The following is a 16194-nucleotide window of genomic DNA, read 5'->3' as shown; positions in this document are numbered from 1 at the left end:
GAATATGAATACACCTATCAAAAGAATTGTACTCTCCGCATTGTTGTCAGGCGCAGTTTGTATGGCCGTCCAAGCACAGTACCTACAGGATGTCCTTTGGTTTTCACAGCCCCAATCGGGTGCTACGGCCCGCTTCAAAGGCTTAGGAAATGCACAAACCGCGCTGGGCGGCGATTTAAGTTCCATTTCGGGCAACCCCGCCGGCCTTGGCTTCTTTAGCCAATCCGATGTCAGTATATCCCTTGATTATATCAATGATTTAAACAAAGCCAGCTATTTCGGCACCAATGGTCAAAACAGCGTAGACCGGATCGGTTTCGATCAGCTAGGGGCCGTTTTCCATATCCCCACGCGCAGAGCGCGGGGCAGTAGCCTCACCACGGGGTGGCTCAATTTTAACATTGGCGTCGGATACACCAAAACGAATAACTTCAACAGCACCTTAGGATATACCGGTGTGAATTCCGAAAGCAGCATCTCCGATTTCATGACCTATATGGGCGGCACGGTACACGGTGATTTCGGCTGGCAATCCGGGATGATCGATGAAGATTTTGAAGGTTATTATGTGCCCATGACCACGCTGGATAACGTACAGACCGTCTACAACCGCGCCACCGGTTTTCAGTCAGAGACCAACGTATCGTTCGGCGCCAACTACAGCAATCAGTTATATATAGGCGCAAGTGCAGGCTTCTCGCGCATCAACCATGATGTCAATCAACTGTTTATGGAGGATGGGGCTTTCGAAAATTTCGATTACATCTACAACATGAATCCTGATTCGCGGTTTGTCGATGCCGGACACGCTGACTATGACATATACAATCCCTTACTGGAGTCGGAGTATGCCTATGATGAGGAATATTGGTCGACCACCACCGGCAATGGCTTCAACGCCAAGCTGGGTGTTATCTACCGGCCCATCAGCCAAGTGCAGATCGGCATCACCGCCACCACCCCTACCTGGTATCAGCTCACCAATGAATATACCGATTATTTCGGGGTGACCAATTACTATACTGACGGCACAGAAGACGGCTTGGAATACCCCGAAGAAACCACCTACTATGATTACACCCTGCGTACCCCCTACCGGCTGAGCGGCGGCGTTGCTGCCGTACTGGGCGAAGGCCTCATCAGCGCGGATGTCGAATATGTAGATTACTCCAGTATCCGGTTTTCGTCGGTCAACTCCACCACCGATAGCGAGATGAACAGCGGCATCGGCGATATGTATAGCAGCGCGGTCAACTTCAGGGTTGGCGGTGAGTACATGATCGCTCCGGCGCTATTGGTGCGCGCGGGCTATGGGCATACCGGCAGCCCCTATCAAGACATTGAATCCACTACACAGACAGTCTCTGCGGGCTTGGGTTACCGCATCAACAATGTATACTTCGATCTGGCTTACCAAAATCTATCGCAGGAGTACAGCCTGAACCCGTATGTATTGGATGATGCCAACGAGCATTACAGCCCCATCGTGGATGTTAATAATTCCCGGAATAGTGTTTTTTTGACGGTGGGGTTTAAGTTTTAGGGGAGTGTCGTCAACTAAAAGCCCCGGAGGTCAATAACACCGAATTCTCTACTTTAGGATGACTCGGGATCAGGAGGAGGTCACTTCAAGCTTGCTTCATATAGCCATACGTTCCTCCTTCTTTAATTTTGCTCCTTCCGAAACCTTGAAGATAAGCTGGAACACCCGCTTATCCAAAAATATCGGAATCTTGTCGAGCGTACTCTTGTGCTTAAGCAAATACAAATCCGCTCCACAATCTCCTCCCAGTTGTCCAAAGAATGGCTTCCAAATAGGATCACCTTCTCCGGCTTCGTCTCTTCTTTTATAATCTCAAGAATTTCGGCGATTTCTTTTGTTGGGATGAGGGTAAGTGGGAAGTAACTGCATCATAATCCATAGCAATTGGTATGTCTTCTAATGCGGTAACTCGCTCAGCGTTTTTTCCGCCGTTTTACAATGTCCTAAGCTTTAGATCAATTCATCATCCGCCCACTTAATATAATCGGTATCGCCGCTTTTAGGTCTGGTTGATATACTTTGAATACGTTTTTACTTGTCTAATGCGCTCAGAGGCTTCTTAACACCTTTATCTACAATTCAATTTCAACACTACCTACAAGTTCCCGTTTACCATCAATATTCCTTGCAAAAACAAACCTTAAGCCACCAAACTTTAAATTAGTATAATCAATAACCGTATTCGTTTTATCGAGTTCGGCTACTTTAACGCTGTCCAACGGAGAAGCGTTGTTTTGAAAGGCTACGAATGCGAATTTCTTTTCAGAATTATCAACCCTTACCTCAATAAAATCTATTGATGCATAATTATCATAGTTAAAATTGTATTTAGCAATTCCATATTCCGAAGCAACTTCTCCAGTTAGTGAAGAACAGACGATATTCTTATAAAGAGATTCTGCTATATTATCCCAGTCATCGTAAGCCTCGCTTTCTTTCCATTTGATTTTTGCTTTTTCAAGCCATGGAATGATTGACAGTAATGCCCCTCTAAATATTGTCATTAATTCGGTTACGGATGTTTTCCACTTATCGCCCATGATCAAATCCCCCATACTTGATTTAATAGATTTAATTGTTCTTGTGTTGGTGTAACTTTTGGTCCGAAGCCCTGTCCAGGAATTACCGATTTTGCTCTGTCTTTAGTTATATCCCAAACAACTTTCCCTGAGTTATCCGTAATAAAAATTCTTCCTTGACCTCCTTTTATAACGCTATTTGCTGGGCCTGTTAACGTCTTAACTAATTGCCCGCTTCTTCCCCCACTTAGCACTATGTCAGGGCGTATCGCAAGGTTACTCGTCCCCCTAGCAATTCCCCTCGCGGCAAGCGCCCTTAGTCCACCGGTCACCCCACCAACCCCCAGATCGATCACCCAATTGGCATCCACCAGTGCGCCGCTCCCCGGTATCGCCCGCTTGGTGAACGGATCCACCTCATTGCCTTCATAGTATTTCCGATAGAAGTCTTCGGAAGCCCGCTTAAGTAGGTTATCCGGATACCCCATAAACAGTCCTCCGGCATTCTTCCTGTAAGATTCCTTTACCTCACTGTACACGGTCGAGAAAGCGTTCGCTCGGTTGCGGTCTCCCAGGTTAAGGAACACCTCATCCAATCGGACGACATCCTCCTCTTTATACGTGGCCATGCTGAGGTTATTCACGCTTATCGTGTCCAGTCCCAACGGATCGATGAAAATCATCGGGTTGTTCAGTACGTATGCATACGGAGAGAACCCATGATGATTGCCCGCCAGCGGATCCACCACGCCCCACCTCCCGATCACCGGGTCATAGAACCTTGCCCCGTAATCCAGCTGATCCAAGCCCAGCTCCACCTGCTTCTCCTTGCCGTTGTATTTATACAGGTTCATCGGTGAGCCGGAATATGCATTGCCCGGGTTCATCTCCATGCCGAACGGGTAGTAGTCCTGTATTTGCTTCACCGCGCCAGTATGGTCGACCATGGCGCGTACATTGCCCAGGTGGTCCGTGAGGAAATACTCATAAATGAAAGAACTGCCGTTGGGCAATATTCTGCCCGCTTCTGTCTGGATGAACTCGAGGGCCCCGTCCTTGTACTGGATGCCGTCCACATACTGGGTCACCGATGTGCCCAGCTGCTTGGTCAGTTTCCTGCCGGTGGCATCGTAGGTATAGGTCAGGTTCTGCGAACCCTTGACATACTTATCCGGTAAATTTAGGTAATTGTATTCGATATTGGTGATACCAAAACGCGAATTGCTGATCACGTTGCCGTTGCCATCGTAGGTGTAGCTGTTGTTCAGTGTAGCCGTGCCTACATCGGTTACGCTGTTGAGCAGGTTACCTGTGTAGTTGTACTTGAACCGATTGTACCAGCCGGTGCTGCCGTTGGTGCGGCGCAGGCTGTCGATATTGCCCATATTGGTATAGACCAGCTCCTCGTTGTAGAAATTCGCCTTACCCGTGGCGCTGTAAGCTCCTTTTTTCAGGCGGTTCAGCGGATCGTAGTCAAACGTGTAGGTCTGTACCGGGAGCTGTATCTGCGAAGGGGCCACCTTGGTGTTCCACACCGCCGTGCCGATATTGCCGTTATAGGTCCCTGCCCTGTTGGCGTAGCCCAGCTGCATGCCGAACCGGCGCTTGTCCGTCACGCTGTTCGGGTTGTTGATGCCCGTCATCCACCCGCGCTCGTTGTAGGTATAAAGCACTTCCTGCATAGCGGTGCTGCTATTGACGTGCAGGTTTTTCTGACGGAGCTGACCGATCTCATTGTATGTGAGCTTGCTCTGTACGATCTCCGCCTGGGTATTGACTTTCTTTCGGGTTTCAGCCAGCCGGCCAACGTGGTCGTACGTGTTGTTGGTCAATATGGTCGTGACCGTTCCGCTGGCAGATGCCTTGTGCTCCCGCTTGCTGGTAAGCAACTCGCCGACGAAGCTGTAGGTATTGGTTACATAATCTGTGCCGCCCAACTGGTTCTGCGAGGCGGTCTGGATCAGGCGAGCCCGGTCGTCGTAATAGCTAATGGTCAGCAGTGGCGCCGTACCGTCCGTTCGGTAGACTCGGCTGCCGGTCAGCAGGGTTTTGACCTTCTGGCTACGCGTGATGCCCGATGGCTGCAGCGCGGCCGTGGACGCGCCGTTGAATGTATAATCGTCATAATAGTTGATAGTCCGCGCGGTCTTCGAACTCCGTGGGTAGCTGATGTTGGTGTAGTCTGCGCTGCTCCTGGTCTCCCAGAGTGCTGTACTGGCCTCGCTGTTCAGGGTGGTTTGAAGCGTGGCGCGCGTGGCACTCGACGTGAATACGCCCGTCTCGATCACCCTGCCGAAGGCATCGTATTTCGTATACAGCCACTCTTTGGTGGTCTTGGCCCGCTGGTTGGCATCCTGTGTCAGTACTGACTGGTCATTCTTGTTGTAAACAATATATTCCCAGCCTTTTCCGGGGATTTTTTGCTCCACTACGCGGCGTTTTTCATCGTATTTGTACCCGTAAATGTAATTCGTGAAATTGGCATCGCTCTCCGTAAAGCTGCTTGCTGTCACCGCGGGTGGAACCACGTAACGGAGATCTCCGAAATCATCGTACACGTAATAGGTATTCAGCTGGCTGCTCCCGTTCCATGACCGCTTCAGTACCAGCCGGTCATCAAAATCCCTGTACTCCTCTACGGTACCGCTTTTTCCGTTGGTCGTTACCCAGTTCTCATCCTTGGTTATTGTTTTGTACAGCGTGGTTGCAGCATAATTGGTCGTGCCGCTGGCCCCTCCCGAAGCGCTGACCGTCCATCGCTTGACGGCTTCTGTACCACTCCCCAAGTTGGCTCCGTAGTCAGTGTCCACCGAGCGGCCCGTAGAGGCCGTTCGGCTTCCTGCGGGCTGCCATACGCTGCCGGGAGCTCCCTGCTGTAATACCCTATCCAAGGGGCTCTGCTCGAATACCGTCACCGCGTATGGCTGGTCTGTCTTGGCTACGTGTGCGTCCCAGCCGGTGGTCTTGTAGAAATTCAGTTGATCTGTTTTGGCAGTAGTCTTATAGCTCCCGTCATTGCTGCTACTGGTCGCATAGGGCAGGTAGGACACGGCCTCGCGCCCGAATCCGTCGTATTCGATATGTTGCACGATATCCTTGTAGCCCGGGCTGGCCTTGAGCTCCACGGTCTGGATGGCTCGGCCAAGTCCATCAAAGTATTGGATGGTCTGGTTTTCCTTGTCTATCGTCCAGACACTGTTCAGTGCTCCCTCCAGCACCTTGTCCCGGAATGTTCGGGTTAGGATGTAATTCTGGTTGCTGCTCACTGCGCTCCCGACATTAGGAATAAGCTGAATGGAAATGGTCACATTGCTTCCGGCGGGAATATGGAATCCGTTTGTCAGCCTGATACTGTTCAGGGCTGTGATGGTGGTCTGCCCGCTATAGCTGGAAAGGACGATGTCCGTCTCTTGAGCCAGCAACTGCGAAGTGAGGGACATCCCCAAAAAATATAACAATATGCGTTTCATATCAAGGTTTATAGTGGTATTGATAGTCTTTCAGTACATTATTTTCGAAATCCAGCACACGCTGCAATCGTTGGAAACCATCGTATTGGTAGTATTCCTTGATTCCGCGAGCGTCCGTCACGCTGGTCATCCCCGCTAACGGCTTATAAGTATAGGTACTTACCTGTGCCTTGGCCAGATTGGTCCGGATCGTCTGAATATGCGTATTGATGGTCTGGTCGCTGACCGTTACCGAATTCAGGCTGCTGAGGATATTGGTCGCCGTGGTCCCTCCTCCCAAAGCCGTTAGCACCTCTGAATACGTAGCGTTTTCGACCTTTGCAACCGGATATTGCCCATTGTAACCCCAGAGATAAACTGTGCTTAGTAAATCCATATTTTTGATTTCCAATGGGTTGCCGAATGAATCATACGAATTCATCAAGGTCTTCCGGTCCGATGAAGCAGCTATGTTCTTACTGATGAGCTCCTTCGGCGCAAAAAACAAATTGTTAAACCTAGCATATTGCGTGGTGTTTGTGGTCAGCAGGTTGGCGCTTGAAACGCTGCCCCTGTATGTCTTCACCTCTATCGGGACGCCCACGATATTGCTACCCACCATGCTTGCATATATCCCATTCGGATCGCGCGCCTGATCAACCATGTCCTTTGCATAGATCGTCGTTGTGACCTCATTTCCATTGAGCGACCCGCTGGTTTTCTTGGTCACACTGCTGATATTTCCGTAGACGTCATAGCCATAGGTTGTTTGCTCCTTGATGGTTCCGTTGGCGCTATAGGTATGTTCATCCTCTCCACCCAAACGATTATGTCCGGTGCTGAGATCTTTCCAAACAAATTCTATCTTTTTATGCTGCTCTGCAACGGCATCTTCGCTTGCTCCGTAAATCCGGTTGGATTTATAGACGTAGTACTGCCTTATTCTGTTGTCCGCATCCCCGTAGCCGAAATCCCGGTCATGGCTGAAGTTTTTGTGCAAGACCGTATCCAATGAACTGCCGCTTTTAAAAAAGGTGTTAGATTGTGGGTTTCCTTTGCTCCAACCATCCTTGGAATCCAGGATGATGTTGGTCTGCTGATATTTCATGGGATAGGATGGAGAAATATCGAAAATATGTCTTTTTTGCCCAATTACGTTGTTTCCGTTTGCATCCGAAGAAATGGCCTCGGTCACATAGGGATAGCTTACGCTGGAACCATTTTCTGAAAACAGATTGATCATGGAATTTTCGGTCCAACGCCGCTCCTTGAACGTGGATGAAAGCAACGAGGATCCACTGAATTGCAAGCAATTGGTCTCGGCGTAGTGATAGAAGTTATCCATAGGGGGATAGGTATTCCCCGTTTCGACCACATTCAGCAATCCAGCTCCGTTAATCGAGGTACCCAATGTACTATATTTGTAATTGTGGTAAACGATCTTTCCGGTTTCGTACACATGCTGGACCTGTTTGATCCTCAAACCTCCCGCCAACTTGGTATTCCCGTTATCCTGATATCGGTGAGCCTCGTAGACGAAGTTGGTTCTGCCTCCTGTAGGATGGATAATCGCTGTTAGAACACCCTGTTTCATAGAGGTCTCATTAGGCTCCCGATTGCCCCCCGGTATGTTTATGGAAACCAGCGTACTTGCACTTGGATAGTTATTGAAGGTTGCCTGGGTAGCGATCGCAGGCACCAAGGTGCTATTGTTGACCCCGTTGTAGTACCCCCATCGATCGACGGAACGTGTTTCTCTGTTCAGAAGCGACCCAGTGTATAAAAAATTATATTTCTCGACCTCCGAAGTCTCAAGCGAATTGATCCTGATTTCATCCAAGGTCAATACAGCCGGGGTTCCTGAAGTCGATTGAATAAACTCAATATATTTGACCAGCGCATCGCTTTTGTCGTAAACACGGATGGAAGTCAACCCTTTACGTCCGCCTTCGCTCTTCGTGAACGTTACCCGGCCTCCGCCGAAACGGATGGTGTTTATATAGGAATTGTATTGCGTGATTGTCTGGACTCCCCGTATCGGAAATTGATAGCCCGGAGGCAAATACAGGTTAGCTGGATTCGTAAGTTCCAGTTCGTTTGTGGTTAAATTAAACCGGTAGTAGTTTTCACTCGAACCATTTGTAACCCTTACGGCCGGTATGGTATTCGTGCACTGGCAGGATGTGTTATCCAGCATGATCACGTCATCGATATTCCGGTAAAATGGAACTTCGGTGATATTGCTGGAATATTCAAAAGTGACGGTCCTGTTGGTCAGCGGAGAATGGATTTCATTGATTTTCCAGGCTGTTGCTACTTCCGTTGCGGATACACCGTAGCTGTTGTTCATCAAATCTTTGAATTTTCGGTCTGTCCCCCCGAAATGATACTGCAGTCCTTTTGTATCGGCTATATCGATGAAATTCGTGTGATTGTTTGCTTGGGGAAGGGAGACCTCTATCGAATCCCTTGGGATGGCAACCGGTTTCAGCTGCGTGCTGGTAACCCGCTTGAAATAGAGCCGACCGGCGGTATTCAACAACGAATAATAGAACTCATCCAGTGCAATGTCCTTTTCCTGGTTGACAACCTGGTTTAGTTGCTGGTAGGTTGGCTGCGGATTTTGAAGCATGTCATGGTAATAAGATAGCTCATCCGGCCCTCCGTTTATATTCCGCGACAACGTCGGTCCGGTACTCAGGCTCCACCCATCTCCTATCCAGTCGCCAGACCTGATGTTTGCCTTCAGGCCTGACGCGTGGTAATTCAATGTGATGGGTATTCGGATATCGCCATCGACTATTTCATACAAGGGAATGCTGATCTTGACCAACCCATTGCTTAGATCCACCGGATAGGTGATGTATTTGGCAAGTTCCCCCGCCGTCGGCGAAGGCGGTATCACCTGTTGGGCTGGCCTTAAGGTATTTTGGCAAAATCCGTCGGTGACGCCAAGAACAATGATATTAATGGGTATCATCAATACACACCGGATAAGTTTAAGTCTGACTATCATTTTATATATAATTTAGAGAACCGTATATAACTTATTATTTCCGCTCAATCGATTCTAGCTTCTCCATGAATATTTTCTTGAATTCTGCTAGTTGTTCATCCTTCTCAATCAAATACAGCGTCAGCTCCTCCACCTTCTTCAACAACAGCAGATTCATCTCGGCCAGGTCCAGTCCGTCCCTTTCAATATCCGCCGCCGAAGGGATTTCCGGCAGGTGCTTATGCTCCTTTACGTAGGCCCCTACGTCGGCCAGTGCAGGCAGCTCATAATCCGGCTCAAACACGTAATCCGGCACGGAGATATCCGTCTTTACTTTCACTTCCTTAGCGAGGATGTTGCCGTTTACGGCGAGTTTGGCTTGGGGGTCGGTAGTGCCGATACCGACATTGCCATTGACGACGAGGCCTACCTGTAGCGGTATCGTGGAAGAGGCGGGATAACCAATGGCCACACCCCGATACTGGGTTGTACTTTCAAGCGCCGGTTGCAGGTGAAGCGTCGCATAGTATTGTCCGAAGTCTGCTGTGCTGGCGTGGCGGGCCAGGATCCAGGCCCTTCGCGTGTTGGAGCCCTTGGCAACCCCCAATTCCATCGCGTTGTTATCCGCTTGCAGGACACCAAAAATATCTCCTCTACTCGTAGTAGAGGGGTAAGTGGGAGCAGCCCCAGTATACGTTCGGATGTGGAGCATGGCCAAGGGCGATGTGATCCCGATCCCAGCGTTACCTGAGGTCGGAAATGTGTTCTGTGCAAAACAGCATGCGCCGGTAAGGGAAATGGCCAAAGAGGCGATCATAGATTTAAGTATCATGGCTATAATTAAATTGATGTCTACGGAAACCCATAGGAGACCACGGCGCATAATACACGATGGCGAACACCTATGCACCCACACACATTAGCCAATTAATACCTTGCTACTGGAATCTTACACTTGTTTAGGCTGATGTCTTAATCCATGTAATGTTAATGAAATAACTTGAATTATCCAAGAAGAAATTTACTGAAACCACACCCTCCATCTATCGTACATCCGACCAAGCCAACTGCCTTCATCCATCGCCACTTCTTCCCCCTTCCGGTAGCGTTTCTTTTCCCGATTTACGCTGTCTCCCGAATGGGAGGTAATGACGATACCGTCAAATTTCCCATCGCGGAGATAGCCCCGCTGCTGTGGCTTACCCGATTGGTTATATAATGCAAACGCTCCTGTTTCCTGTCCTTCTTTCCAGCGGGATACCTTGCGGAGCACTCCGTTGCCATCCCAATGCTGCCACTTTCCGGTCCGCAGGCCATAGGCATAGCGCCCCAGCACCTTCGGGCTCCTGTTGGCATACCGTTCCACGTAGATGCCGTGCAGGGGATGACCATGGTATCCGCCCTGCGTATGGTAGATGCTGTCGCGGTAGTACGAATGGTAGGTCAGCTGCGGCGTTGCCCGGCCGATGTAATCCCTCTGCGTGAAGGTCACCTCGATCAGGCCATCGGCTGTCCGCAGCAGGGCTGTATTGCGGTAGGGAATGGCTTCCTCCAGGTAGCGTTGTCCCTTGGCTTCATGAGCCAGGGATATACTGGCCATTATGCAAACCCACAGCATCACTTGCCGCGGCCTCTCCAAAAAATATCGTTTCATCATCATCTGATAGCAATTATTGTCCCTGTAGGGCTATGGTACCCACCTGTCCCTGATAGCGCACCGCAATTGAACTCCCTACTTGCCCCACTAATGTATAGCCGTCTACGGTCTCCCCGGGTTTGAGCATGTATTCTTTTCCGTTGATGCTCACCAGTGCAACGGCCTTACCTCCGGTGCTGTTTACCGAACCGAGATACTGTACCTGCGACCAGTCGACATAGGGCGTTTCTTCGACATATTCATATGCCATGGCCAGGCTGTCTTCCGTCATCATCGGCGTCTCCCCGTCCACATTGTCCAGAAAGGGGTCCCGGTAATCCAGCAACAGGCTGTCATCCACCGGACGCTCGGGTGCCACCCGCTCCGCCAGGCGTTGCGGCAGGGGCATTGCGCTTTCCTCATCAGACCATCCGGAGAAGATGCGATAGAAAATCACCCCCCAAAGGATGAGCACCAGCACCAGCAGCGGATAGGTCAGCTTCTTGTTCATCTGATCACAAAATTCCGCCAGCCGCTGTATGCGCTTTCATTCCCCGCGCGATCCATGGCCCGCACGCGCCAAAGCAGGCGTTCGCCGCGGGCACCGGCATCCAAGGTGTAGGACGTGGCTTCCTGCTGTACTGGAAACTGGTTGCTGTACAGCGTGGAGTCGCTTTTGTAGACATATACCCGGTAAGCAACTGCCCCTTCTCCGCCGCTCCATTGCAAATTCACCGGACGGTTCACCTGCGCATCGTTGGCAGGGGCGGTCAGCACGGGTGGCGGTGGCGGCGTGCGATCATGGATGACCCTGCGCACAGTAGACCACCGGGACTGCGCCGTGTCGTTCTCGGCACGCACCCGCCATTGGTATACCGCCTCCTCGGGCAGATCATAGGCGAACGATTCACCGTCTACCACCCGCTCCAACACCAATTCCGTTTCATCCGCAAATCCATTCGTATCGACCTGCAAGCGGTAGTTCGTCGCACTGAAAATATCCTGCCAGCTCATGTCCACCGCACTTTCTGCGGTAATGAAGTTGTCCGGTGGGGTCACCTGCAGCACGGTCTGCGTGCTCAGCGCCGCCTCGTGTATCGTAAATCCCCGCGTGGTATAAGCCGTTTCGCTGCTGCCGTTGAGGGCTTTCACCCGCCATTGGTATTCGCCCGGTGGCAGGCTGATGCTGAATACGGTTTTCTCCAACGTGGTATCCGCATGGAAGAGCGCCACCGAGTCGAATGATGGCGAAGCCAGCTGCAGCCGGTATTGCAGGGCATGGTCAAGCGGCTCCCATAGGAAGTTCACGACATACACATTCGTCTGTGCGTCGGCACCCGGCGACAGCAGTTCCACGCCGCCATCGGCGATCGATTCTTCCAAAAAATCCGAGCAGGCGGCCAGCATGCACACTGCAAGTGTGACCGCCGCAAATAAGTATGGGATTATCGTCTTCATCATCCATTAATCGTTGACTAATCTCACCGTCCGCACGTGCAGCACCAATTCCGGTGCCCGGGTGGCGGGATTAGGTTGTTTCACAAAAGAAGCGCTCAATACCTGGATATCTTGCTGTTGCTCGATGTCGCGGAGCATTTGCAGCACATTCACAAATACACCCTCCACTTGATATTCCGTATAATACAGGCGCAGCAGCTCGGCGTCCAATTGCTGCGGTGCAGGCAGGCTACGTACCTCCACGCCACGTTGCTGGGCCAAGAGCGCTATCCGCTCCGGTTCCGACAGCAAGGTATCCACTGCTGTTCCCGCATCGTCCAGATCGAACAGCTGCCCCGCCTTGTTGGCACTTGCCCGCAGCTCCGCCAGCACCTGCATGTTGGCCTGCCGTGCGGCCTCCCCTGTCCGCAGCTCCCGATACTCCGCACGCAGGCGCAGGGTCGGTTTGAGCGCCAGCTGGTAGCATGCCACCCCGAACAACACCGCCGCTATCCAAAGCAGCCGGTTTTTGGTGCGCCAATCGTATGTCTCCCAAAACTGCATCATGGCATCAACCGCATCTGCAATGAAAACACCCCTACCTTGTCCTGCTCATCAAACCCATACTCCTCAATCTCCACATCCTCGCAAAAGGCGAGCGACCGCAACCGTTTCATCCAGTCGTTCACCTGCGGCATGTCGCCGCAGGTCCCCCTGATCCGTATGGCCGATGGTATGTGCACCGGCCGCCGCTGTTTGCGGCTCAGCGCCTCATCCCGGGGATATATGGCCAGCTCACGGAGGCGCACACCCTCTGGAAGCGTCCCCGCGATGCGATCGGCCATGAAGGCCATCCCCCAGCGGGCGGCATCGTCATGCCACAGCCCTTCCAGCAGGGTCTCCCGCTCGGCAGACTGCTTCCGCAGCTTATCGATTTCCTGCTGGATGGTCAGCGCATCACTACCTGCAAAACCCGCTACCTTTTGCGAGTAATCCATAAAATAGAAGGCATTTACCAGCAGTACCAATAGGAAAAGCACCATCAGCACCGTACCCGACCGCCGGAATGCCCACCGCTGCCGGTAATCCGCAGCCTGCTGCTCGATCGCGGAGATGGGTAGCCGGTACAGCGCAATCTCACTGATCGCGCCAAACGCAGCCGCAAATGCGGGTACGAGCCATTCATTCAACTGTTCCCCGCCAATATCCACCCGACGGGCAGTCTGCGCAGCTTCCTCGCCAAGCAGGTTGTACGCCGCGATCATACCCTGCTGAATTGTAAACCGATGCCGGCCAATTGTCCGTGATTCCGCATCGTCGGGAAAAAGATACCCCTTAAAGAGATCGACGGCAAACGGCCCCAGGCTTACGCCAAGCAGCGGAAGCCCCCATTTACCCATTTGCGCGATGATATCGTCGATCAGTTTCCGCCTCGCCACGGATACCATCGTACATCCCCCCAACTCCGCCCGCTGCACATAGAAGTCATCCACCTTCGCATTGGGCAATACCTGTTTCAGGCCATCCAAGTCGTTTTGATGATGTCCGTTATCCAGCGCCCGGTGAATCACCCCCCGGCCGCCGACGGTCAGCACCACCGGTATCCCCTGCGGTATATGCTTGGTTATCGCTCTAAAATCGGTCAACCCGTATTCACCACTGACGAACGTTACCTTCGTCCCGCTCCGCTTCACCATCACCACATTGGCCACAAACAGCTCCCCATCAGCCAGCAGCAGCTCCACCCCCGCCAGTTGCGGGATATGCCTCATGTATGATCCTACCGCGGCAATCATGATCACTTACTTATTGATAGATAATGGTCGGTTTGATGAATACCACCGAAACAATCTTGTTTCGCCCCTTACTGCGGCTGCTAAACAGCCATTTCAATATCGGAATACGCGACAACACCGGTATACCCGACGAATTGTCCAGCGTTTCAGAACGCTCAATCCCGCCCAGCACCACCGTCTCTTCATTCCGCACCCGGATGATCGATTCAAATTTGCTCGTCGTCGTGGGCGGAGGCTCGTCGATGGGCGTATCCTGTGTAAAATCCGAGATGTCGATGTTGATGGTCAGCGTCACCTGTTCATCACCGGATACGATGGGTTTGATACCGATCGTCATATCCGCATTGACTTCATTATACTGCTCGGTCACCACCGTCTGCGGGCTGAATGAACCCATTACGTTTTGCGTGGATAGGCGATAATACCGTGTACTGCCAATGCTCATCGTGGCCGTATGCCCATTGAGCGTAGACAATTTGGGCACGGACCGCAATTCCACATTATTATTATCTTCCAATGCGCTCAAGGTCACGTAGAAATTAGGCGTCACCCGCCCCAGATTGAATGCCCCCGTGCCGATCCGGGAGAGAAAATCATTGATGGACGCCGCGCCAAACGTATAGTCCACGCCCGGCAATATCGTGCCCCCGGTACGTACACTGTCGGAAATTCCCGCGGTGATGCCCGTTTTGATGTTATACCCCTTGCGGATATCCAGCATCGTCACCTCGATCAGCACCATGGGCACCCGTGTATCCAATCGCCTCACCACCTCGGCAATTTCATTCACCTGCGGTGACGGACCCGCTACCAGCAACGTATTCTGCTCCCGGAACTCCTTGATCTCGATCCCCTGCCTCCATTCCGCCGGGATCATCGCCTGTATCGTATCGATCGATCGGTTCTGCAATTGGATGACCTGCATCTCCCGCAGCCCTTCCAATCGGCGCTCGCCGATCAGGTAAATGTCATTTTCCCTTTTGTGGGAGTACATTGTGCCCCGCAGCAGCGCCGTCAGCAAGTCGTCGAAGCTCACCTGTTTCAGCCGCGTGGTGATGGTACCCTGCAGCGGGCTGAACAGGAAATAATTAGCATTCACCTGATCCGCCGCATATTTGATCACCTCCTCAATCGGTGTATTACTCGCCTCCACATCCAGCAAGGGAATAGAATCCTGTCCCTCCGTGCCCCGAGCCTCCACATAGAAGGTACCCCCCTGCCCCTCCATGCCCCCCTCCACAGGTGCCGAGAGCGGCATCCGGCGGGTGGCCAGTTCCGCATCGCTGTTGATGAAATTCTCCTCCCGCTGGCCCAGCGGAAGGAATACGAATGCGCCATCAGCCGTTTCCGCGAGCTTCAATTGATTGTTAAACGCCAGTTGGCGCAATGCCGCCGGGAGTTCCATATTTTGCACATACAGCGTCACCGTTTTGCTATTCAGCTCATTAGTCACGATTACGTTGGTGCCGGTCTTCTGCGTGATGGTGCGCGCCACGCTCACCAGGCTGTCATTTTCCAGCGATAGCGTCAGCTGGCCCAGGTCCGCATTGTAATCGGCCGCGATTGGCTTCGGCAACCGGTAATCCAGCGGGTTCAGCTGGCGGACGGACAGGATCGTGCCGATAAAATTGATGTCCAGGTTATACTCCTGCGCGATGAACAGCAGGACATTCAGCGCCGTCTCCGATTGGAAATTGTTATAGATGCGGGCCTCGATGGTCGGATCCACATTGATATTCAGGTTTGCCGCCTCCGCCAGCGCACGCAGGAATTCCTGCGCCGAGGCTCCAGAGACCGAAAGGGTCACCTTCTCCTCCAGCCCCGGCAATTGCACCGAAAGATCATTCAGCCGTTGCTCCAATTGAGCAATCCGATCCGGTTGCTGGGCTATTCCCGCCAAGGGCATCAGCACCACCGCAAAAAACAGGCAGCAATAGGTCAGGGGTAAACGTAAAATTCTAGCCATCCTTTAATGTTCGGTTGAAATTCGCAGTAATTTGTTCGGTCTAGGCTGTTTGTCAAGTTTCCAAAATAGATATCCCAATCCACTGTAATGTTACGTGAATAATCCGGAATTTCAAAGCAAAAAAAATTTCAAAATGATAAGGCTGCCGAGTTGTCGAGTTGTCGCCTCCAAACTTCACCTTCCTCTGTAATGTATTTCACAAGGCCGTGGTTCAAGTGCCAAAAGAGTTGTTTTTCTGCATGTTTATCTTTATCGATGCGTGAAATCCGAAATCGGTACAGATTTGTATCTACCTTGAACCGGGCTAACGATAATTGACTTAATTCTGGAAATCTCTCCAGCATGATGATATT

12 protein-coding genes are annotated in these 16194 nt (G+C 51.6%); 1 reads left to right on the top strand and 11 read right to left on the bottom strand.

Translation table 11 applies throughout. From position 1 onward, the window contains the following. Positions 1–4 precede the first annotated feature (4 nt). Positions 5–1543 (top strand): OmpP1/FadL family transporter, encoded by a 1539-nt coding sequence (locus ACMGDE_RS18005; protein WP_436834219.1) that lies wholly within the window; start codon positions 5–7, stop codon positions 1541–1543. Positions 1544–2115: 572 nt separating this feature from the next. Here ACMGDE_RS18005 and ACMGDE_RS18000 read toward each other — a convergent pair. The 11 genes from ACMGDE_RS18000 to ACMGDE_RS17950 all read right to left on the bottom strand — a co-directional run. Then, a complete protein-coding gene (locus tag ACMGDE_RS18000; protein ID WP_436834218.1) occupies positions 2116–2598 on the bottom strand; it encodes a hypothetical protein in 483 nt (160 codons plus the stop codon). Beyond that, the gene (locus tag ACMGDE_RS17995; RefSeq protein ID WP_436834217.1) at positions 2586–6032 is read right to left on the bottom strand and encodes a DUF6443 domain-containing protein; all 3447 of its coding nucleotides are present in this window, start codon (positions 6030–6032) and stop codon (positions 2586–2588) included. The genes ACMGDE_RS18000 and ACMGDE_RS17995 overlap by 13 nt, the downstream gene beginning before the upstream one ends. A 1-nt stretch (position 6033) precedes the next feature. Next, complete coding sequence (locus ACMGDE_RS17990) at positions 6034–8991, bottom strand: hypothetical protein (RefSeq protein ID WP_436834216.1); 2958 nt, start codon at positions 8989–8991, stop codon at positions 6034–6036. A 70-nt stretch (positions 8992–9061) separates the two neighbouring features. Further along, positions 9062–9838, bottom strand: coding sequence for a hypothetical protein (locus tag ACMGDE_RS17985; protein WP_436834215.1), 777 nt, complete (start codon positions 9836–9838; stop codon positions 9062–9064). Positions 9839–10027: 189 nt separating this feature from the next. Then, the gene (locus ACMGDE_RS17980) at positions 10028–10666 is read right to left on the bottom strand and encodes a toxin-antitoxin system YwqK family antitoxin (RefSeq protein ID WP_436834214.1); all 639 of its coding nucleotides are present in this window, start codon (positions 10664–10666) and stop codon (positions 10028–10030) included. A gap of 10 nt (positions 10667–10676) precedes the next feature. After that, positions 10677–11153, bottom strand: coding sequence for a hypothetical protein (locus tag ACMGDE_RS17975; protein WP_436834213.1), 477 nt, complete (start codon positions 11151–11153; stop codon positions 10677–10679). Beyond that, a complete protein-coding gene (locus ACMGDE_RS17970; RefSeq protein WP_436834212.1) occupies positions 11150–12100 on the bottom strand; it encodes a fibronectin type III domain-containing protein in 951 nt (316 codons plus the stop codon). Before ACMGDE_RS17970 ends, ACMGDE_RS17975 begins: the two co-directional genes overlap by 4 nt. Positions 12101–12106: 6 nt before the next feature. Next, positions 12107–12646: a hypothetical protein gene (locus ACMGDE_RS17965; RefSeq protein WP_436834211.1), complete on the bottom strand. Its 540-nt coding sequence runs from the start codon at positions 12644–12646 to the stop codon at positions 12107–12109. Beyond that, positions 12643–13875, bottom strand: coding sequence for a hypothetical protein (locus tag ACMGDE_RS17960; protein WP_436834210.1), 1233 nt, complete (start codon positions 13873–13875; stop codon positions 12643–12645). Before ACMGDE_RS17960 ends, ACMGDE_RS17965 begins: the two co-directional genes overlap by 4 nt. 10 nt (positions 13876–13885) lie before the next feature. Next, complete coding sequence (locus ACMGDE_RS17955; RefSeq protein WP_436834209.1) at positions 13886–15841, bottom strand: type II secretion system protein GspD; 1956 nt, start codon at positions 15839–15841, stop codon at positions 13886–13888. A 128-nt stretch (positions 15842–15969) separates the two neighbouring features. Next, a partial coding sequence (locus ACMGDE_RS17950) for a hypothetical protein (RefSeq protein WP_436834208.1) occupies positions 15970–16194 on the bottom strand: 225 nt, incomplete at its 5' end.

The sequence above is a fragment of the Parapedobacter brassicae genome, assembly GCF_051400755.1.
Classification (GTDB): domain Bacteria; phylum Bacteroidota; class Bacteroidia; order Sphingobacteriales; family Sphingobacteriaceae; genus Parapedobacter.
Note: the sequence above shows the minus strand (reverse complement) of the source record. Positions and strands in the feature narration are given on the sequence as shown.

Excerpts from the sequence above, each read along its gene's own strand:
- ACMGDE_RS17975 (WP_436834213.1), bottom strand. The coding sequence starts at position 11,153 with ATGAACAAGAAGCTGACCTATCCGCTGCTGGTGCTGGTGCTCATCCTT.
- ACMGDE_RS17970 (WP_436834212.1), bottom strand. The coding sequence starts at position 12,100 with ATGAAGACGATAATCCCATACTTATTTGCGGCGGTCACACTTGCAGTG.
- ACMGDE_RS17980 (WP_436834214.1), bottom strand. The coding sequence starts at position 10,666 with ATGATGATGAAACGATATTTTTTGGAGAGGCCGCGGCAAGTGATGCTG.
- ACMGDE_RS18005 (WP_436834219.1), top strand. The coding sequence starts at position 5 with ATGAATACACCTATCAAAAGAATTGTACTCTCCGCATTGTTGTCAGGC.
- ACMGDE_RS17955 (WP_436834209.1), bottom strand. The coding sequence starts at position 15,841 with ATGGCTAGAATTTTACGTTTACCCCTGACCTATTGCTGCCTGTTTTTT.
- ACMGDE_RS17990 (WP_436834216.1), bottom strand. The coding sequence starts at position 8,991 with ATGATACCCATTAATATCATTGTTCTTGGCGTCACCGACGGATTTTGC.
- ACMGDE_RS17995 (WP_436834217.1), bottom strand. The coding sequence starts at position 6,032 with ATGAAACGCATATTGTTATATTTTTTGGGGATGTCCCTCACTTCGCAG.
- ACMGDE_RS17985 (WP_436834215.1), bottom strand. The coding sequence starts at position 9,838 with ATGATACTTAAATCTATGATCGCCTCTTTGGCCATTTCCCTTACCGGC.
- ACMGDE_RS17965 (WP_436834211.1), bottom strand. The coding sequence starts at position 12,646 with ATGATGCAGTTTTGGGAGACATACGATTGGCGCACCAAAAACCGGCTG.
- ACMGDE_RS18000 (WP_436834218.1), bottom strand. The coding sequence starts at position 2,598 with ATGGGGGATTTGATCATGGGCGATAAGTGGAAAACATCCGTAACCGAA.
- ACMGDE_RS17960 (WP_436834210.1), bottom strand. The coding sequence starts at position 13,875 with ATGATTGCCGCGGTAGGATCATACATGAGGCATATCCCGCAACTGGCG.